Origin of the sequence: Pseudomonas sp. CC6-YY-74 (assembly GCF_002025205.1) — a bacterium.
Taxonomy (GTDB): domain Bacteria; phylum Pseudomonadota; class Gammaproteobacteria; order Pseudomonadales; family Pseudomonadaceae; genus Aquipseudomonas; species Aquipseudomonas paeninsulae.
In genome coordinates this window covers 1,907,739-1,925,700 of record NZ_CP019947.1, presented here as the reverse complement: position 1 = coordinate 1,925,700, position 17,962 = coordinate 1,907,739, and the positions used below count along the sequence as shown (strand labels likewise).

The following is a 17,962-nucleotide window of genomic DNA, read 5'->3' as shown; positions in this document are numbered from 1 at the left end:
GCTCTTGATGGCTTCCCCGGATTGCCCCGGCTACTGAGCTGCGCCTATGCATTGACGCTAAGACCGCGTGCCACTAACCTGCGCGGCTTGCAACAGGTGCCCCCAACGCTGTGCGTCCGAGGGGTGAAACAGGGAAGTCGGTACGCTGTGCGTGTTCACGCCAACAATTCCGACGCTGCCCCCGCAACGGTATGCGAGTTGAAACAAACGCTGATTGAGCCACTGTGCATTGGCATGGGAAGGCGCGTTTGAAGGTGTTCTGCATAGTCGGAGCGCCACTCGCAAGCCCGGAGACCGGCCTGCTGCAGTCCACGACATCGCGGAGGGCGTTGTCTGGCGTGTGGCTGCACGCTTGGTGCAGTTCATGCGTCCCCGCTCTCCGTATGTCTTTTCCTGCCTGGGTCGCACGGGTGAGCGCGACGGAGCTAGATCGAGATGAGCAAACCCCTTCCCCCCATGACAGCCGCTGTGCTGTGCAGCCTTTCCTGTATGCCGTCACGGCTGTGGGAGCGCGCGCGATGAGCGAGTCGGCAGAACGCGACGCGCGACACAAGACGCGCATGGCCCGCAAGAAGGCCTTGATCGACGAGAAAATCGCCCAGGCCCAGGACCAATACGGCCTGCTGCTGGTGCACAGCGGCAACGGCAAAGGCAAGAGCAGCAGTGCCTTCGGCATGGTCGCGCGCGCCCTCGGCCATGGCCTCAGGGTCGGTGTGGTGCAATTCATCAAGGGCGCGGCCAGCACCGGGGAAGAGACCTTCTTCCGGCGTTTTCCCGATGAAGTCAGCTACCACGTGATGGGCGAGGGCTTTACCTGGGAAACCCAGGATCGTCAGCGCGATATCGACAAGGCCCGCGAAGCCTGGACGGTCGCCGCGCAGTTGCTCAGTGATCCGGGTATTGGCCTGGTGGTGCTCGACGAGCTGAATATCGCCCTGAAATATGGCTATCTGGAGCTGGAAGCGGTGCTTACCGATATCGAGTCGCGGCCGTTGCTACAGCATGTGGTGGTGACCGGGCGTGGCGCCTTGCCGGGCATGATCGAGGCGGCGGACACCGTCACCGAGATGAACCTGGTCAAGCATGCGTTTAAATCTGGGGTGAAGGCGCAGAAAGGAGTGGAGTTTTGATCGGTGCCAGGATCGACTCGGCTAGGGCGTACTCGCCCCAGACAGTATGCCGTGATGGGTGGGTTGAGCGGATGTGGCGGGCTGCCACTGCGTGGCGAGGCCGCCCTACATGGTGTGGCGCTTCCTCGCGCAGCGCATTGGCTGACGAGAGGTCGCGATGAGTGCGAGAAACTGCCCGGCCCTGCTGATCGCCGCGCCCGCCTCGGGGCAGGGCAAGACCACGGTCACCGCCGCCCTGGCGCGCTTGCATACGCGCCAGGGCAAGCGGGTGCGGGTGTTCAAGTGCGGGCCGGATTTTCTCGATCCGATGATCCTCGCCCGCGCCAGCGGTGCGCCTGTGTATCAGCTCGATCTGTGGATGGTCGGCGAGGCCGAGAGCCGGCGCCTGCTCTGGGAGGCCGCGGGCGAGGCCGACCTGATCCTGATCGAGGGGGTGATGGGCCTGTTCGACGGCACCCCTTCGGCGGCCGATCTGGCGCGCCGCTTTGCTGTGCCGGTAATGGCGGTGATCGACGGCTCGGCCATGGCCCAGACTTTCGGCGCCATGGCCCATGGCCTGGCGACCTTCCAGCCTGACTTGCCGTTTTCCGGGGTGCTCGGCAACCGGGTTGGCAGCACGCGCCATGGCGAGATACTGTGCGCTGCGTTGCCGGCGTCGATCCGCTGGTACGGCGCCCTGCCGCGCAGCGTCGAAGTCGGATTGCCGAGCCGCCACCTGGGCTTGGTGCAGGCCGCAGAGTTGGCCGATCTGGATGCCCGTCTGGATGCCGCCGCCGATGCCTTGGCCGCCAGCGCCGACGTGGCTTTGCCGCCTGCAGTCGAGTTCGCCGCGCCCGAACCGCGCACGATTGAGCCTCTGCTCGACGGCGTGCGCATCGGCGTTGCCCGCGACAGCGCCTTCGCCTTTCTCTACCAGGCCAACCTGGATCTGCTGGGTGAGCTGGGCGCCGAGTTGCATTTCTTCTCGCCGCTGACCGATCAGGTGCTGCCCGAGGTCGACAGCCTCTACCTGCCCGGTGGCTACCCGGAGTTGCACCTGGCGCGGCTCGAGGCCAATCAGGCCATGGCCCAGGCGATTCGTGACCATCACGCCGCCGGCAAGCCAATCCATGCCGAGTGTGGCGGCATGCTCTATCTGTTCGACAAACTGACCGACAAGCAGGGCGCCAGTGGCCGCATGCTCGGTGTGCTGGAGGGCGAGGCGACCCTGCAGCCACGCATGACGGCCATGGCCTTGCAGCACACCGAACTGCCTGAGGGGCGGCTGCGCGGTCACAGTTTCCATTACTCCGCGTTGACCAGCGCGCTGGTCCCGATCACCCGCGGCGAGTGCCCGAACTACAAACGCACCGCCGAGGCGGTCTATCGCATGGGGCGGCTGACGGCCTCCTATATCCACTTTTATTTGCCTTCAGACCCAGTCGCCGCTGCGGCGCTGTTTCACCCCTGCGAGCAGCCATGAACGAGCATACCTTCAGTCCTGAGGAGCGCGCGGCGGTGTATCGCGCCATCGCCGAACGTCGCGACATGCGCCATTTCAGCGGTGGCGAGGTGACGCCGGAACTGCTCGCGCGTTTGCTCGAGGCGGCGCATCAGGCCCCCAGCGTTGGCCTGATGCAGCCCTGGCGCTTTATTCGGATTACCCGCCCGGCGTTGCGCGAGGCGATCCATGGTCTGGTGGACGAGGAGCGGCTACGCACCGCCGAGGCCCTGGGCGAGCGCTCCGGCGAATTCATGCGGCTCAAGGTCGAGGGCATCCGCGACTGCGCCGAACTGCTGGTAGTGGCGCTGATGGACGGGCGCGAGGGGCATGTGTTCGGCCGCCGCACCCTGCCGGAAATGGACCTGGCCTCGCTGGCCTGCGCGATTCAGAATCTCTGGCTCGCCGCCCGCGCCGAGGGCCTGGGCATGGGCTGGGTTTCATTGTTCGAGCCACAGGCGTTGGCCGAGTTGCTGGGCATGCCGCCCGGCAGCAAGCCGTTGGCGGTGCTCTGTCTGGGACCGGTGGTGGCGTTCTACGACGCGCCGATGCTGGTGCAACAAGGGTGGGCAGAGCCGCGTCCACTGAGTGAACTGCTGTTTCAGGATCAATGGGGAACACGATGATGGTATTGCCTGCGAGCGAGGCATGGGCTTGAGTCTGCTACTCAGCGCCCTGGCCGGAGTGGCGCTGGATGCAGCCCTTGGCGAGCCGAAAGGCTGGCATCCGCTAGTGGCCTTCGGGCGCATGGCTGAGCGCATCGAACAACGCTTCAATGCTGGCGGCAGTGGTTGGCGCAGTCATGGGGTCAGCGCCTGGTGCCTGGCGGTACTGCCCTTGACCCTGCTGGTCGGAGTGCTCGCGCAGGTGTCGGTATTCGGTTGGGCGGTGGAGATACTTGCCCTCTATGCCGCCCTCGGCTTGAAGAGCCTGGGCGAACATGCCCAGCCGGTGGCCCAGGCCCTGCGCCTGGGCGATCTGCAACTGGCGCGCGCACGGGTCGGTTATATGGTCAGCCGCAACACCGCCGAACTGGATGCCACAGGCGTGGCGCGCGCAGGCACCGAGTCGGTGCTGGAAAACGGCGCGGATGCGGTATTCGCCGCGCTGTTCTGGTTCCTCGTCGCCGGTGCGCCGGGTGTGGTGCTGTATCGCCTGAGCAACACCCTGGACGCCATGTGGGGCTACCGCAATCCACGTTTCGAGCGCTTCGGCTGGGCCGCAGCGAAGATCGACGATGTCCTCAATTACCTGCCGGCGCGGTTGGTGGCGCTGACCTATGCGCTGCTCGGCAAGACGGCCCTGGCACTGCGCTGCTGGCAACGCCAGGCGCCGCAGTGGGACAGCCCCAACGCCGGGCCGGTGATGGCCGCCGGTGCGGGTGCCCTCGGCGTCAGCCTGGGCGGCGCGGCCGAGTATCACGGCGAATTGCACCCGCGGGCGCAACTGGGTCAGGGCCCGCCAGCGCGGGCGCGGGATATCGAGCGGGCGATCAATCTGGTCTACGCCGGCGTGCTGCTGTGGCTGGCGCTGCTGGTGCTATGGGGGCTTTATCGTGCTTGAACATGGCGGCCGCTTGCGTGCGGCGGCGCTGAATTTTGCCATTCCGTTGCGCGACTGGCTGGATCTGTCCACCGGTATCGCCCCTTATGGTTGGCCGCTGCCGGATATTCCCGCGTCGGCCTGGACACGTCTGCCCGAACTGGACGACGGCCTGGAAGTTGCCGCCCGCGACTATTACGGGGTGGCCAATCTACTGCCGGTGGCTGGCTCCCAGGCGGCGATCCAGGCGCTGCCGCGATTGCGGCGCAACGCTCGGGTCGGCATCGTCTCGCCGGCCTATGCCGAACATGCCGCCGCCTGGCAACGCGAAGGCCATCGCCTGCTGGAACTCAGCGAAGGCGGGATCAATCGCGCGCTGGAGCGCCTCGATGTGCTGCTGCTGATTAACCCGAACAACCCCACCGGCCGCCGTTTCGCGCCCGAGCAATTGCTGAGCTGGCATGCACGCCTGGTCGAGCGTGGCGGCTGGCTGGTGGTCGACGAGGCCTTTATCGATTGCACCCCCGAGCACAGCCTGGCGGCGCATAGCGCGCTGCCAGGGCTGATCGTGCTGCGCTCGTTCGGCAAGTTCTTCGGTTTGGCCGGCATTCGCCTGGGTTTTGTCCTGGCCCAGCCGGGGCTGCTCGATCAGTTGGCCGAGTTGCTTGGGCCTTGGGCTGTCAGCGGGCCGAGCAGGGTAGTCGCAACGGCGCTGCTGCAGGATCAGCTCGGCCAGCAAGCGCAACGCGAGCGCTTGCGTGCCGATGGTCTGCGTCTGGCCGTGTTGCTCAGCGCCTATGGTTTAGCGCCGACTGGCGGTTGTGCCTTGTTCCAGTGGATCGTCAATCGGCGGGCCAGCCTGATACACGAATTTCTCGCCTGTAATGGCATTCTCACCCGCCTGTTCGACAGCCCCGACAGCCTGCGTTTCGGCCTGCCTGCGGGCGAGCAGGGCTGGCTGCGCCTGGAGCAGGCACTGCAGGTATTCGCCAAGGAGTTCGCATGAGCACGCTAATGGTTCAAGGTACGACCTCGGACGCCGGCAAAAGCACCCTGGTAACCGCGCTGTGTCGCTGGCTCAAGCGCCAGGGCGTGGCCGTGGTGCCGTTCAAACCGCAGAACATGGCGCTCAATAGCGCGGTAACTGCCGACGGCGGCGAGATCGGTCGCGCCCAGGCGGTGCAGGCCCAGGCGGCCGGCCTGGCGCCGCACAGCGACATGAATCCGGTGCTGCTCAAGCCCAATAGCGACACTGGCGCCCAGGTGATCATCCATGGCCGCGCCCTGAGCAGCATGGATGCCGTGGCCTACCACGACTACAAGAAGGTGGCGATGAACGCGGTGCTGGAGTCGCACCAGCGTCTGGCTGCCGCCTATCCGGTGGTGATGGTCGAGGGCGCTGGCTCGCCGGCTGAGATCAACCTGCGCGTCGGCGACATCGCCAATATGGGCTTTGCCGAGGCGGTGGATTGCCCGGTGATCCTGATCGCCGATATCGACAAGGGCGGCGTCTTCGCTCATCTGGTCGGTACACTCGAATTGCTCAGCGTGTCGGAACAGGCGCGGGTCCAGGGTTTTGTGATCAACCGTTTTCGCGGTGACATCGCCCTGTTGCAGCCGGGGCTGGATTGGCTGGAGCAACGCACCGACAAACCGGTGCTCGGTGTGCTGCCCTATCTGATGGATTTCCACCTGGAAGCCGAGGACGCCATCGATACCCGGCAGATCGCCAAGGCGGCCGAGACGCTCAAAGTGCTGGTGCCGGTACTGCCGCGCATCAGCAACCACACTGACTTCGACCCGCTGCGCCTGCACCCGCAGGTCGAGCTGACGTTTGTCGGCCCCGGCCAGGCGATCCCGCCGGCCGACCTGATTATCCTGCCTGGCTCGAAGAGCGTGCGCGCCGACCTGGCCTTTCTGCGCGAGCAGGGCTGGGAGGCGGCCATCGACAAACACCTGCGCTACGGCGGCAAGCTGCTGGGCATCTGCGGCGGTCTGCAGATGCTCGGCCAGCGCATCGATGATCCACGCGGCCTGGAGGGCGCGGCGGGCAGCAGCCAGGGTTTGGGCCTGCTGGACTTCTCAACCGTGCTGGAACCCGAGAAGCAGCTGCGCAATGTGCGCGGTCAACTGCGCCTGGAAAATGCCGAAGTCAGCGGTTACGAGATTCACGCCGGGGTCAGCAGCGGGCCGGCCCTGAAGGCCGCTGCCGTGCTGCTGGACGATGGCCGTTGCGATGGCGCGCAGAGTGAGGACGGCCAGGTGCTCGGCAGCTACCTGCACGGTCTGTTCGAGTCGAGCGCGGCCTGCAGCGCGCTGCTGCGCTGGGCCGGGCTGCGCGAGGTGCAAGCGGTGGACTACCACGCCCTGCGCGAGCGCGACATCGAGCGCCTGGCCGATATGGTCGAGGCGCATCTGGATACCGACCGGCTGCGCGAGCTGTGCGGCCTGTGAGCTGCTTTCGTGGGAGGGGCTTTAGCCGCGAAATCGCGGAATGAAGCGTTTCGCGGCTAAAACGGATCGCCGCTCGGCCCCTCCCACACGGCCTCCGCCATCCATTGGATTGAAAAGGTTATCGACATGCTTGAACTGATCCTCGGCGGTGCCCGCTCTGGCAAGAGCCGTCTGGCCGAGACGCTGGCTGACGAATCTGGCCTGGCGGTGACCTATATCGCCACCAGCCAGGCGCTGGACGGCGAAATGACTGCGCGCATCCAGCACCACCGCGCGCGGCGTCCGGAACATTGGGCGTTGCTGGAAGAACCGTTCGAGCTGGCCCGGGTGCTGGGCGAGCACGCGGCGGCGGGGCGCTGCCTGCTGGTCGACTGCCTGACCCTGTGGCTAACCAACCTGCTGATGCTGGAAGACCCGGCGCGCCTGAACGCCGAGCGCGAGGCGCTGCTGGCGTGTCTGGCCGAACTGCCGGGGCGGATCATTCTGGTGAGTAACGAGACCGGCCTGGGCGTGGTGCCACTGGGCGAGCTGACCCGGCGCTATGTCGATGAAGCCGGCTGGTTGCATCAGGCCCTGGCCGAGCGTTGTCAGCGGGTGATTTTTACGGTGGCGGGTTTGCCGATGGTCTTGAAGGGAGAGGGGCTATGAAACACGCATGGTGGCTGGCCGGTGCCAAGTCGGTGGATCAGCAGATGCAGGCCAAGGCCGCGGCGCGTCAGCAGCAACTGACCAAGCCGGCCGGCTCGCTCGGTCAGTTGGAGCAACTGGCGATCCAGCTGGCCGGCCTGCAAGGCCGTGAGCGGCCAAGCATCGAGCGGCTGTGGATCAGCATCTTCGCCGCCGACCATGGCGTAGTCGCCGAGGGTGTGTCGGCTTTCCCGCAGGCCGTCACTGGGCAGATGCTGGCCAACTTCGTCGGTGGCGGCGCGGCGATCAGCGTGCTGGCGCGACAACTGGGCGCCAGCCTGGAGGTGATCGACCTGGGCACCGCAGTGCCGACGCCGCTGCCAGGTGTGCGCGTGTTGCAGATCGGCGCCGGTACGCAGAACTTCGCCCGTGGCCCGGCGATGAGCCCGGAGCAGGCCCGCGCGTCCTTACAGGCTGGGCGCGACAGCGTGCTGCGCGCCCAGCAGGCCGGTAGCCAGCTGTTTATCGGCGGCGAAATGGGCATCGGCAACACCACCGCCGCCAGCGCCCTGGCCTGCGCCCTGTTGAACCAGTCGGCGACTGCCCTGGTCGGTCCCGGTACCGGACTGGATGCCGCCGGGGTCGCGCACAAGGCGGCGGTGATCGAACGCGCCCTGAGCTTGCACAGCGCTGCGCTGCATGACCCGTTGCTGGCGCTTGAACGGCTCGGCGGTTTCGAGATCGCCGCCCTGGCTGGCGCCTATCTGGCCTGCGCCCAGCAGGGGCTGCCGGTGCTGGTCGATGGCTTTATCTGCAGCGTCGCGGCGCTGACCGCGGTGCGCCTCAATCCGAGTTGCCGTGAGTGGCTGTTGTTCGCCCACCAGGGCGCCGAGCCGGGGCATCAATGGGTGCTCCAGGCTTTGGCGGCCGAGCCGCTGTTGCAGTTGGGTCTGCGTTTGGGCGAGGGCAGTGGCGCGGCCCTGGCGGTGCCCTTGCTGCAGCTGGCCATTCGGCTGCACAACGAGATGGCCACCTTCGCCGAGGCCGCGGTGGCCGAGCGTCCAGCATGAGCCTGCACCTGGAGCTACTGCGCCACGGCGAAACCGAGCTGGGCGGCGGCCTGCGCGGCAGTCTCGACGATGCCTTGACCGAGGCCGGCTGGGCGCAGTTGCGCGGCTCGGTGGTCGACGCCGGGCCTTGGGATCGAGTGATCAGCTCACCGCTGCAACGCTGTGCGCGTTTCGCCGAGGAACTGGCCGGGCAACACGGCTTGCCCTTGCGCCTGGAACCTGACTTGCAGGAGCTGCATTTCGGCGCGTGGGAAGGTCGCAGCAGCGCCGATTTGATGGACAGCGATGCCGAAGCGCTCGGGCGTTTCTGGACCGATCCCTACGCGTTCACCCCGCCCGAAGGCGAGCCGCTGCTGGCCTTCGAGACGCGGGTGTTGAGCGCGGTGCAGCGCTTGTACGAGCGGCATGCCGGTGAGCGCCTGCTGCTGATCACCCACGGCGGGGTCATGCGCCTGCTGCTGGCGCGCGCGCGCGGTTTGCCGCGCGCCGAGTTGCTGCAGGTGCAGGTCGCTCATGCCGAACGCTTTCGCCTGCAGGTTGAGGCAGACGGCCAATTGCTGGAGCTGGCATGACGCCCTTGCTGATCGCCTTGCAGTTCCTCACCCGCTTGCCCATCAGCCTGACGGGGATGCCGACGCCGCAGCAGGTTGGCCGTTCGCTGCTCTGGTATCCCGTGGTGGGGCTGTTGCTTGGCCTGCTGCTGCTCGGTCTGCAGCAGCTGCTCGGCGGCACGCCCTTGCTGTTGCAGGCGGCGCTGCTGCTGGCAGTCTGGGTGGGAATCACCGGTGGCCTGCACCTGGATGGCCTGGCCGATACGGCCGATGCCTGGGTCGGCGGCTTCGGCGACCAGCAGCGCACCCTCGAAATCATGCAAGACCCGCGCAGCGGACCGATTGCCGTGGTGGTGTTGGTGCTGGTTTTACTACTCAAGTTCGCCGCGCTGGAGGCCTTGCTGGAGGCGGGCGAGGGCGCGCTGCTGCTCATGGTGCCCTGGCTGGCGCGCGGGCTGGTGCCGCTGCTGTTCCTCACTACCCCTTATGTGCGTGCCGGCGGCCTGGGTCAGGCGTTGGCCGAGCACCTGCCGCGTCAGCAGTTGCCCTGGCTGCTGGCGGCGCATGCCGCGGCGCTGCTGCTGTTCGGCTGGGCCGGCGTGCTGGCGCTGCTGGTGGCTGGGTTGCTGTTCGCCTGGCTACGCAGGCTGATGCTGCAACGCCTCGGCGGCACCACCGGCGATACCGCAGGCGCCATGCTGGAACTGGCGGAATGTGCGGTGCTGGTGGCCCTGGCGCTGTGAACGGCGTGCGGCATGAGTAGGCTGCGGCCACAACACGCCAAAGAGTCGAGCCTGTTGGGGACGGCTAGTGTCACGACAACATTTAAATGCCTGTTAATCGCGATCTTACCCATGTACCGCGATCCCTGTAGGGTGGGTTAGGCGCATGCTACCGATAGCGATGAGCCTGCAAGATCCGTTGCGCCGTAACCCACCATCGGCGCGACGCAGGCCTATCGCCTGGTGGGTTACGCGGCGCGCCACGATAGCGCTGCCTGAACGTTCGGAGCTTGGCGCCGCTAACCTGCGCGGCCCGACCCACCCGACAATGATCCGACATTTCATGATTGACACGACACCAGGCGTGATCCCTCAGTAGGTTTTTCATCCGGGCCGAGCCCGGAATTCTGCAAGCGCGCCCCACAACTCGACCGGCTGCATGGGGCGCTTTCGCTGCCGGGCTTCAGGGCGCGGGCAGGCGCATGCCACTCAGCAATCCTCTGCGTGACAGGGCAGTGAGGCCGGCTCTGCGAGCGCCGTGACATTGGCGAAACACGCTAATTTCTCGCGCCTGACGCGAAACCACCTATATCCAAAGCCTGCTGCCATGCAGGCTCTGGGTTTTCCGTGCGGGCAGCTTTTTCCTAGCCAGCGACTACAAAAATCATAATTTCGCAAATCCCTGGCTCCGAACAGAATGCAGCCAACACCCCCACGGACAGCCGCAACAGTAGAGCAGCAATGATTGGAATCAGCGGCGGCAGCCATGAGCGACCTGGATCAAAGCGCCTTGTGAAGGACACAGACATGACAGTTGAAAAAATACAAATAGATACGCTGGTTATTGGCGCCGGTCAGGCTGGCGTAGCCATGAGCGAACACCTGAGCAACCTCGGCGTGGCCCACCTCGTTCTGGAGCGCAAGCGTATCGCCGAAGCCTGGCGTACCGGGCGCTGGGACTCGCTGGTTGCCAATGGTCCGGCCTGGCACGACCGTTTTCCGGGGCTGGAATTCGACGGTCTCGACCCCGACGCCTTTGCCGCGAAAGAGCAGGTAGCGGACTACTTCGAAGCCTATGCCAAGAAGTTCAACGCGCCTATCCGCACTGGTGTGGACGTGCAGAAGGTGCAGCGCAATGCGGACCGGCCGGGCTTCACGATTGAAACCTCCGCGGGCGTGATCGAGGCCAATCAGGTGGTGGTCGCAACCGGCCCCTTCCAGCGCCCTGTTATCCCGCCGATCGCGCCTGCAGATAACAACATCACGCAGATCCACTCGGCCGAATACCGTAATCCGCAACAACTGCCCGAAGGTGCGGTGCTGGTGGTGGGGGCCGGGTCGTCGGGCGTGCAGATCGCCGATGAACTGCAGCGTGCCGGCAAACAGGTGTACCTCTCCGTTGGCGCGCACGACCGTCCTCCGCGCGCCTATCGCAACCGTGACTTCTGCTGGTGGCTGGGGGTTCTCGGCGAATGGGATGCCGAGGCCGTCCAGCCGGGCAAGGAACACGTCACCATTGCCGTAAGCGGTGCGCGTGGCGGCCATACGGTTGACTTCCGCAGGCTTGCCCAGCAGGGGATGACGCTGGTTGGTCTGACTAAATCGTTCAATGAGGGGGTGGTGAGCTTCGAAGCGAATCTTGCAGACAACCTGGCTCGCGGCGATGAGAACTATCTGGCGCTGCTGGATGCGGCTGACGCCTACATTGCCCGCAATGGCCTCGACCTTCCGCAAGAACCTGAAGCCCGCAGCATGCTTGCGGATCCGCACTGTGTGACCCACCCGCTTCTTCAACTCGATCTGGCCGAGGCCGGCGTTACCTCGATCATCTGGGCAACCGGCTATGCAGTTGATTACAGCTGGCTGAAGGTCGACGCCTGCAACGCAAACGGCAAACCACAGCATCAGCGCGGGTTTCCAGCGAGCCTGGGGTCTATTTCGTCGGCCTGCCGTGGCTGTCGCGTCGTGGCTCCGCGTTCATCTGGGGCGTTTGGCACGATGCCAAGCATATTGCTGAGCACATCGTTAAACAGCGCACCTATCTCGCCTATCGGGATGCCTCGCAACGCCAAGCAGAGGCTGCTCGAAAGGCAAGCCCCGACGGCCTATACCCCAATTCGCACGTCCAAAAAGCCAGCCTGATGGGAGTCAATTGATGCCGACTCATACCCGCATCCGTATGTTCAACACTAAACAGACCTACCCCAACCAGAGCCTGGACAACGACCTGTGCCAAGCGGTGCGCGCGGGCAATACCGTGTACGTGCGCGGCCAGGTCGGTACCGACTTCGAGGGGCGCCTGGTCGGTCTCGGCGACCCGCAGGCACAGGCCGAGCAGGCGATGAAGAACGTCAAGCAACTGCTCGAGGAAGCTGGTAGCGACCTCAGTCATATCGTCAAGACCACCACCTACCTGATCGACCCGCGCTACCGCGAGCCGGTGTACCAGGAAGTCGGCAAGTGGTTGAAAGGGGTATTCCCGATTTCCACCGGTCTGGTGGTCACTGCCCTCGGTCAGCCGCAGTGGCTGATGGAGATCGACGTGATCGCCGTGATCCCCGATTGACAGCTACTACGCTCGCTCAGGATGAGTTGAGGGCCGTCTCAATAATGCTCACTTGCCGTGACGGTCCTCGCCATGCCTGAGCGTCGCTCGTGACACTTTCAGGATCTTTTGTTTAAGGAGGTTTTATGACGTTCTCCATCGTTGGTCACTGCGCCGAAACCGGCCAGTTGGGCATCGCCATCAGCTCTTCGAGCATTGCCGTGGGCGCCCGTTGTCCCTGGCTGCGCGCCGGGGTCGGTGCGGTAGCCACGCAGAACATTACCCTGCCAGCGCTTGGTCCGCAGATCCTCGACCTGCTGGATGCCGGCCAGGAGCCCGCCGCCGCGCTGGAGCAAGCGCTGAGTAGCAATGGCTGGAGCCAGTACCGCCAGGTCGCGGTGATCGACAGCCAGGGGCGAAGCGCGTTGTTCAGCGGTACTCAGTCGCTGGGCATCAGCAACGCGCTGGCTGGCGAGCACTGCGTCGCCGCCGGCAATCTGTTGGCCGGGACTGAGGTCATCGCGGCCATGGTGGCAGCCTTCGAACAGGCCGAGGGCAGTTTGCCCGAGCGCCTGCTGGCCGCCATGCACGCTGCCGTGGCCGCGGGTGGCGAAACCGGGCCGGTGCATTCGGCGGCGCTCGCGGTGGTCGGCGAGCTGATCTGGCCGATCGTCGACCTGCGAGTGGACTGGGCCGACGAGGACCCGCTCGGCCAGCTCGATCAGCTCTGGCAGGCTTACCGCCCGCAGATGCAGGACTACCTGACCCGCGCCCTAAATCCGACCGCCGCACCCAGCTACGGCGTGCCGGGCAACGAGTAGGCAGCCGAGCCGGAGGATGGGTTGAGCGCAGCGCTACCCATCAGCTCTGTTGCCCCATCCACTAAGGAGCCCCCATGCCCACCAGCCGTGACCTACTGGCCAAGCTGATCGCCTTCAATACCGTCAGCCGCGAGTCCAACCTGGCGCTGATCGAGTTTATCTACGACTACCTCAAGGGTCTGGGGGTAGCGTGCGAGCTGGATTACAACGCCGAGCGCAGCAAGGCCAACCTGTTCGCCACCATCGGCCCTGACGATCGCAGTGGCGTGGTGCTGTCCGGTCATACCGACGTGGTGCCAGTGGCCGGTCAGGCCTGGACGGTCGAGCCGTTCCAGCTGACCGAGCGTGACGGCAAGTTGTACGGGCGCGGCAGCGCCGATATGAAGGGCTATATCGCCTGCGTGTTGGCCGCCGTGCCGCGCTTTCTCGCCCAGCCGCTGCGCGTGCCGCTGCACTTGGCCTTCTCCTACGACGAGGAAGTCGGCTGCCTGGGCGTGCGCTCCTTGTTGGCCGAGCTCGAGCGAAGGCCGCACAAGCCCATTGCCTGCATCATCGGCGAACCCACCGAGCTGAAGCCGGTGCTCGGCCACAAGGGCAAGCTGGCCATGCGCTGCCAGGTGCAGGGCGCCGCCTGTCACTCGGCCTACGCACCCCTGGGGGTCAACGCCATCGAATACGCCGCGCGCCTGATTGGCAAACTGGGCGAGATAGGCGAGCAGTTGGCGCGAGTGGAGTTGCACGACCGCCGCTTCGATCCACCATTTTCGACCGTACAGACCGGCATGATTCAGGGGGCAGGGCACTGAACATAGTCCCGGCCGAGTGCCAGTTCGACTTCGAGATCCGCGCCCTGCCGGACTTCGATGCTCAGCAGGTGGTCGAGCAGCTGGCCGGCTACGCCGAAAGCCAGCTATTACCGGCGATGCGTGCGCGCAGCGCCGAGACGTCCATCGCCTTTCAGCCGTTGTCGGCCTATCCGGGCCTGGCCACCGACCCGCACAGTGAAGTGGCCGAGCTGCTGGCGTTGATCAGCGCTAGCCGCGAGTTCGGCACCGTGGCCTTCGGCACCGAGGGCGGCCTGTTCCGCCAGGCTGGCATCCCCACTGTGGTCTGCGGCCCAGGCAGCATGGTGCAGGGGCACAAGCCCGACGAATTCGTTAGCGTCGAACAGCTGGAGGGTTGCGACGCCATGCTCGTGCGCTTGGCAGACTGGATGCAGAACCCAGTGTGAGTCACCCCGTGCCCGTCACATCAAGGCCAATACCGTCTACCCGACGATACGGGTCGCTACCGACGAGGGAGACTTCGCGGGCTGTACTGGGTCGCACTACAGACACCCTTAATAATTGCTGAGACAAGCCCGTCAGGCCTGATAAACGTGTGAGACAAGAAGAGGACGCCCCAGTGCGTCCTCTTCTTGTTTGTCGCCGTTTTCAAGTGCGTCTGCCATGTCATTGTTCCTGAGCAGCGGAGCCCCAGGGTGCATGCAGCGCGATGCTCAGCAGCACGCGCTTGCCACGCATGATGGTCGAGACGCTGTGATCGTACAGATCGGGCCGGAACAGGATGACGCGATTAAAAAGGGAGAAAATGACGCGATCTGTCTCAAAAATTCCACCTTCAGCAGGTTTCATCACTACAAAATTGAGCTTGTAGTAGCTGCCGCTACCGATGGGGTCATTGTGGCGCATCACACGATGACCTTCTGGGTAGGTGACCAGATTGACGGTCAGGCGTAGGGTGTTGAGCAAGCTACGGTTGATGACGCGGCCCATGCTGAGGTCTCCGAAAGAATCAATGAAGCGTATTAAATCGTATTTTGAGCGATTGCTCAAAAACTATTTGAACGAACATTCAAATATCTTTAAGGTGATTGACATTCCACATCATTGGGCAGCCAAGTGGTGCCAATACACCCGAAATACGAGGTTGCTATGAATACGCAAATCGCCACGCAGTACGCCATGATCGAAGGCCATCGGATCGCCTATCAGGAAATGGGCGAAGGTCGTCCGGTGATCCTGATCCACGGTATCCCCACCAACAAACTGATGTGGCGAGACGTGATGCCGAGGCTGGCGGCGCAGCACCGAGTGATCGTCCCGGACATGCTCAATTATGGTGAGTCCGACATGCCACTGGATGCCGATGTCTCGATCAATGCCCAGTGCCGGATCATCGTCAAATTGATGGATGCGCTCGGTATTCCCAGCGCAGACATCGTCTCCCATGACATTGGTGGCGGAGTCGGTCAGTTGATAGCGATCAATCATCCGGAGCGCGTGCGCCGTCAGGTGCTGATCGACAGCGTCTGCTTCGATTCCTGGCCAATTCCGGAATTCAATAGCTTGCTGGAGCCGGGCGTCGAAGAGGCCATGAGTGTCGAGACGTTCGTCGGTATCATGCGCGACTTCATGCCCAGAGGGGTGCATAACCCGGCGGTGATGACCGAAGAGCTCAACGAAATTTATTTGAAGCCGTGGAGCAGCGTTAAAGGCAAGGCAGCGTTCTTCCGCAACATGCGCCGTCTCAACAAGGAGTACACCCAGGCGATTGCCGATGATCTCAAAAATGTCGAGCACGACACTCTGGTGCTGTGGGGCGACAAGGACAACTTCCAGAAACCGGAGTATGCGCCGATGCTTGCTGAGGCTATCCCCGGCGCCAAACTAGTCTGGGTCAAGGATGCTGGCCACTGGGTCATCGATGAGCGGCCTGAAGAAGTCTCGCGCTTGATCGGGGAGTTCCTGGCCCGCTAAGAGCCCCGTTCGTCAAGCAAAGGGGAGCGATTAACCATAAATTACTCCCCCCTTTGAGTGAGCGAGGGCCGGCCGCACAAGCCATCGCCTGCATCATCGGCGAACCCACCAAGCTGAAGCCGGTGCTCGGCCACAAGGGCAAGCTGGCCATGCGCTGCCAGGTGCAGGGCGCCGCCTGTGACTCGGCTTATGCGCCTCAGGGGCAACGCCATCGAATACGCCGCGCACTGATTGGCAGTTGGGCGAGATAGGCGAGCAGTTGGCGCGCGTGGCGTTGCACGACCCACGCTCGATCCGCCGTCTCGACCGTGCAAACCGGAGTGATTCAGGGGGGCAGGGCGCTGAACATAGTCCCGGCCGAGTGCCTGTTCGACTTCGAGGTGCGCGCCCTGGCGGACTTCGATACCCAGCAGGTGGTCGAGCAGCTGGCCGGTTACGCCGAAAGCCTGCTATTGCCACCTACTGCTCAAAGCGACCCGTAGCGTCACGATCGCGCTGGTATCGTCTCGTGAGCGGAAACGGCGGCAACCAGGACTCGCGACGGACGATCCAGCTTTCGTAGGTTGGCATCAGTTGGTCAGGGACATCCAGGGACCCTAGGTTCACTTCGATTTCGTCTGCGGTGCGGGCGAAAACGGACGAGCCGCAGCGGGGACAGAAAAACCGCCCGGCGTAGTCGCGGGTTTCGCCATCGATCGTCACCGCATGCTGAGGGAACACCGCGGAAGCGTGAAAAAGGGCTCCATGATGCTTGCGGCAGTCGAGACAGTGACAAAGGCCGATCCGGTAAGGGAGTCCCGATGCCACAATTCGGACGTTGCCGCAGAGGCAACCACCCGTGAATCGGTCCATGCTGCGTCTCCTCTAAAATCAAGCAGTCGGAATATTTACAACGAACTCCGTTGGGCGTCCGCGATGCTCTACCCATTGGGTCACGACGGAGCTATTGCGCGGCGCTGCGGCGCTTGAGCATTTCCTTGATGGCTACCGCAAGGCCGATCTTCCCGAGTGACGCGCCGGCGTGACCTCGCAAACGGCCATTCTCGGTGGTGTGAAAATAGCAACTAAACGATTGCAAAGGGTCGGATGCTGCCGAACAGGGTTGACTGACTTGCTCAGGGCGTGAAACGGACTTTCACTATTGGTCGCAGAGGAACATCGCGCGTTACTCAAGCTGAGCCCGGCTGCAAGGCACTGGTTGCCGCTCCCGGCGCGAGATTAATCTTTCGCATTAGCTCACTTGCCGTCGTCCGTGCAAAGCGCTTCGGCCTTCAGCCCGGATCGTCCAGAACACGCTGCCTAGTACTAGCAAAATGCCGAGCATTTCCGCAGCGCTTGGCAGCGTCCAGGCCAGCAGATAGCTGTAGAACAGGGCGCAAAGGGTTTCGAAGATGATCAATTGACCGCCGATGGATACTGGCAAGCGTTGGGCCGATGCGTTCCACAGGGCGTTGGCTACCCAGGAGCCAGCAATGGCCATGAACAAGGCTGTAACCAAAAAGATGGAGAGGCGCCCGGAACTCAGGTCGGTGGGTAATAGCTGCGGTTGAGCCAGGATCACCACTACTGTCAGCAGCAGGGCCACGAAGCCGGTTGTTATGCCCAGCAGCGTTGACCATTCACGAGGGCTGAAACGGCCGGTCTTGAGCTGATGGGCATTGCGTAGTGCAAACCATGACCATGACAGCACGCCGAGTCCTGCGTAAACGGCGCCCAGAACCTGCCGCATGCTGCCTTCGCCGCGAATGACCTGCATGACTGCTGGAAGGTTGATCCAGATGATGCCGGTGAAGATCAGCGCGAGTGAGGTCAGCATTGAGCGCAGGCTGGCCTGACTGAAGCGGCGGCCCATGAGCATCACGGCTACGGGAATCAGTCCATTGATAAGGGATGCTGTGGCGACGCCGGCATGCTGCACTGCCGCACTCAATAGAATGAAGTACACCAGGTTGCCAGTCAGTGCCAGCTCAAGCAGTAGGAGCTGATCCTGGCGAGTCAGGCGGGTAAGCAGCGCGCGCGCGTTGGGCAGCGCTACCAGGGTCGCAAACAGCCCGTAGAGCAGAAACCGCACGCAACTGATCACCACTGGGTGAACGTCCGGGATCAGAGCGGGCGCGACGATCACGGCTCCCCATAGGGCTCCTGCCATGCCTCCATGGACTATTGCTGTTCTCATGTCGCTCTACCTCCTCAGTCAAGGCAGCGACCTTACGGTATAGTTCTGGGGTCTTGCAGCGACATTGCTGCATGCTGCTATTCCG

The 17,962-nt window shown here is 64.0% G+C and carries 16 protein-coding genes, 3 pseudogenes and 1 riboswitch; of the genes and pseudogenes, 16 read left to right on the top strand and 3 right to left on the bottom strand.

Features of this window, described 5'->3' with window-relative positions:
* Positions 1–77 precede the first annotated feature (77 nt).
* Positions 78–318, top strand: a riboswitch (cobalamin riboswitch).
* 200 nt (positions 319–518) lie between these two features.
* The 14 genes and pseudogenes from cobO (at position 519) to argE (ending at position 14,173) form a co-directional block, all read left to right on the top strand.
* Positions 519–1,130 (top strand): cob(I)yrinic acid a,c-diamide adenosyltransferase, encoded by a 612-nt coding sequence (cobO, locus tag B2D37_RS08795; protein ID WP_079202333.1) that lies wholly within the window; start codon positions 519–521, stop codon positions 1,128–1,130.
* A gap of 157 nt (positions 1,131–1,287) precedes the next feature.
* On the top strand, positions 1,288–2,592 hold the full coding sequence (locus tag B2D37_RS08790; protein WP_079202332.1) for a cobyrinate a,c-diamide synthase: 1,305 nt from the start codon (positions 1,288–1,290) through the stop codon (positions 2,590–2,592).
* Positions 2,589–3,236 carry a 5,6-dimethylbenzimidazole synthase gene (gene bluB, locus B2D37_RS08785; protein WP_079202331.1) on the top strand — a complete coding sequence of 216 codons (648 nt, stop codon included), beginning with the start codon at positions 2,589–2,591 and terminating at the stop codon, positions 3,234–3,236. Before B2D37_RS08790 ends, bluB begins: the two co-directional genes overlap by 4 nt.
* A gap of 28 nt (positions 3,237–3,264) precedes the next feature.
* Positions 3,265–4,173 (top strand): adenosylcobinamide-phosphate synthase CbiB, encoded by a 909-nt coding sequence (cbiB, locus tag B2D37_RS08780; protein WP_079204942.1) that lies wholly within the window; start codon positions 3,265–3,267, stop codon positions 4,171–4,173.
* The gene (gene cobD, locus B2D37_RS08775; RefSeq protein ID WP_079202330.1) at positions 4,166–5,158 is read left to right on the top strand and encodes a threonine-phosphate decarboxylase CobD; all 993 of its coding nucleotides are present in this window, start codon (positions 4,166–4,168) and stop codon (positions 5,156–5,158) included. Before cbiB ends, cobD begins: the two co-directional genes overlap by 8 nt.
* Positions 5,155–6,606: a cobyric acid synthase gene (locus B2D37_RS08770; RefSeq protein ID WP_079202329.1), complete on the top strand. Its 1,452-nt coding sequence runs from the start codon at positions 5,155–5,157 to the stop codon at positions 6,604–6,606. The genes cobD and B2D37_RS08770 overlap by 4 nt, the downstream gene beginning before the upstream one ends.
* 126 nt (positions 6,607–6,732) lie before the next feature.
* Positions 6,733–7,254: a bifunctional adenosylcobinamide kinase/adenosylcobinamide-phosphate guanylyltransferase gene (cobU, locus tag B2D37_RS08765; RefSeq protein ID WP_079202328.1), complete on the top strand. Its 522-nt coding sequence runs from the start codon at positions 6,733–6,735 to the stop codon at positions 7,252–7,254.
* Positions 7,251–8,303 carry a nicotinate-nucleotide--dimethylbenzimidazole phosphoribosyltransferase gene (gene cobT, locus B2D37_RS08760; RefSeq protein WP_079202327.1) on the top strand — a complete coding sequence of 351 codons (1,053 nt, stop codon included), beginning with the start codon at positions 7,251–7,253 and terminating at the stop codon, positions 8,301–8,303. The genes cobU and cobT overlap by 4 nt, the downstream gene beginning before the upstream one ends.
* A complete protein-coding gene (cobC, locus tag B2D37_RS08755; protein ID WP_079202326.1) occupies positions 8,300–8,875 on the top strand; it encodes an alpha-ribazole phosphatase family protein in 576 nt (191 codons plus the stop codon). The genes cobT and cobC overlap by 4 nt, the downstream gene beginning before the upstream one ends.
* Positions 8,872–9,597 carry an adenosylcobinamide-GDP ribazoletransferase gene (locus B2D37_RS08750; protein WP_079202325.1) on the top strand — a complete coding sequence of 242 codons (726 nt, stop codon included), beginning with the start codon at positions 8,872–8,874 and terminating at the stop codon, positions 9,595–9,597. The genes cobC and B2D37_RS08750 overlap by 4 nt, the downstream gene beginning before the upstream one ends.
* A gap of 745 nt (positions 9,598–10,342) precedes the next feature.
* Positions 10,343–11,732, top strand: a pseudogene (locus B2D37_RS08745) (flavin-containing monooxygenase).
* Positions 11,732–12,142 carry a RidA family protein gene (locus B2D37_RS08740; RefSeq protein WP_079202324.1) on the top strand — a complete coding sequence of 137 codons (411 nt, stop codon included), beginning with the start codon at positions 11,732–11,734 and terminating at the stop codon, positions 12,140–12,142. The pseudogene B2D37_RS08745 and the gene B2D37_RS08740 overlap by 1 nt, the downstream one beginning before the upstream one ends.
* 125 nt (positions 12,143–12,267) lie before the next feature.
* Positions 12,268–12,942, top strand: coding sequence for a DUF1028 domain-containing protein (locus B2D37_RS08735; RefSeq protein WP_079202323.1), 675 nt, complete (start codon positions 12,268–12,270; stop codon positions 12,940–12,942).
* Positions 12,943–13,016: 74 nt separating this feature from the next.
* Positions 13,017–14,173 (top strand): annotated as a pseudogene (gene argE / locus B2D37_RS08730) (acetylornithine deacetylase).
* Between the two features lie 220 nt (positions 14,174–14,393).
* Here argE and B2D37_RS08725 read toward each other — a convergent pair.
* A complete protein-coding gene (locus tag B2D37_RS08725; RefSeq protein ID WP_079202322.1) occupies positions 14,394–14,717 on the bottom strand; it encodes a hypothetical protein in 324 nt (107 codons plus the stop codon).
* Positions 14,718–14,876: 159 nt separating this feature from the next.
* On the opposite strand from B2D37_RS08725, the gene B2D37_RS08720 reads away from it, so the two are divergent.
* On the top strand, positions 14,877–15,701 hold the full coding sequence (locus B2D37_RS08720) for an alpha/beta fold hydrolase (protein WP_079202321.1): 825 nt from the start codon (positions 14,877–14,879) through the stop codon (positions 15,699–15,701).
* A gap of 63 nt (positions 15,702–15,764) precedes the next feature.
* A pseudogene (locus tag B2D37_RS08715) lies at positions 15,765–16,159 on the top strand (peptidase dimerization domain-containing protein); the annotation flags it as partial.
* A 1-nt stretch (position 16,160) separates the two neighbouring features.
* Here B2D37_RS08715 and B2D37_RS08710 read toward each other — a convergent pair.
* Together B2D37_RS08710 and B2D37_RS08705 are read right to left on the bottom strand one after the other, a co-directional pair.
* Positions 16,161–16,553 carry a GFA family protein gene (locus B2D37_RS08710; protein ID WP_079202320.1) on the bottom strand — a complete coding sequence of 131 codons (393 nt, stop codon included), beginning with the start codon at positions 16,551–16,553 and terminating at the stop codon, positions 16,161–16,163.
* A gap of 379 nt (positions 16,554–16,932) precedes the next feature.
* Complete coding sequence (locus tag B2D37_RS08705) at positions 16,933–17,850, bottom strand: DMT family transporter (protein WP_256573194.1); 918 nt, start codon at positions 17,848–17,850, stop codon at positions 16,933–16,935.
* Positions 17,851–17,962: the final 112 nt, after the last annotated feature.

Coding starts and splice junctions, on each gene's coding strand:
- cobO (WP_079202333.1), top strand. CDS start 519: ATGAGCGAGTCGGCAGAACGCGACGCGCGACACAAGACGCGCATGGCC.
- B2D37_RS08790 (WP_079202332.1), top strand. CDS start 1,288: ATGAGTGCGAGAAACTGCCCGGCCCTGCTGATCGCCGCGCCCGCCTCG.
- bluB (WP_079202331.1), top strand. CDS start 2,589: ATGAACGAGCATACCTTCAGTCCTGAGGAGCGCGCGGCGGTGTATCGC.
- B2D37_RS08770 (WP_079202329.1), top strand. CDS start 5,155: ATGAGCACGCTAATGGTTCAAGGTACGACCTCGGACGCCGGCAAAAGC.
- cobU (WP_079202328.1), top strand. CDS start 6,733: ATGCTTGAACTGATCCTCGGCGGTGCCCGCTCTGGCAAGAGCCGTCTG.
- cobT (WP_079202327.1), top strand. CDS start 7,251: ATGAAACACGCATGGTGGCTGGCCGGTGCCAAGTCGGTGGATCAGCAG.
- cobC (WP_079202326.1), top strand. CDS start 8,300: ATGAGCCTGCACCTGGAGCTACTGCGCCACGGCGAAACCGAGCTGGGC.
- B2D37_RS08750 (WP_079202325.1), top strand. CDS start 8,872: ATGACGCCCTTGCTGATCGCCTTGCAGTTCCTCACCCGCTTGCCCATC.
- B2D37_RS08740 (WP_079202324.1), top strand. CDS start 11,732: ATGCCGACTCATACCCGCATCCGTATGTTCAACACTAAACAGACCTAC.
- B2D37_RS08735 (WP_079202323.1), top strand. CDS start 12,268: ATGACGTTCTCCATCGTTGGTCACTGCGCCGAAACCGGCCAGTTGGGC.
- B2D37_RS08725 (WP_079202322.1), bottom strand. CDS start 14,717: ATGGGCCGCGTCATCAACCGTAGCTTGCTCAACACCCTACGCCTGACC.
- B2D37_RS08720 (WP_079202321.1), top strand. CDS start 14,877: ATGAATACGCAAATCGCCACGCAGTACGCCATGATCGAAGGCCATCGG.
- B2D37_RS08710 (WP_079202320.1), bottom strand. CDS start 16,553: ATGGACCGATTCACGGGTGGTTGCCTCTGCGGCAACGTCCGAATTGTG.
- B2D37_RS08705 (WP_256573194.1), bottom strand. CDS start 17,850: ATGGCAGGAGCCCTATGGGGAGCCGTGATCGTCGCGCCCGCTCTGATC.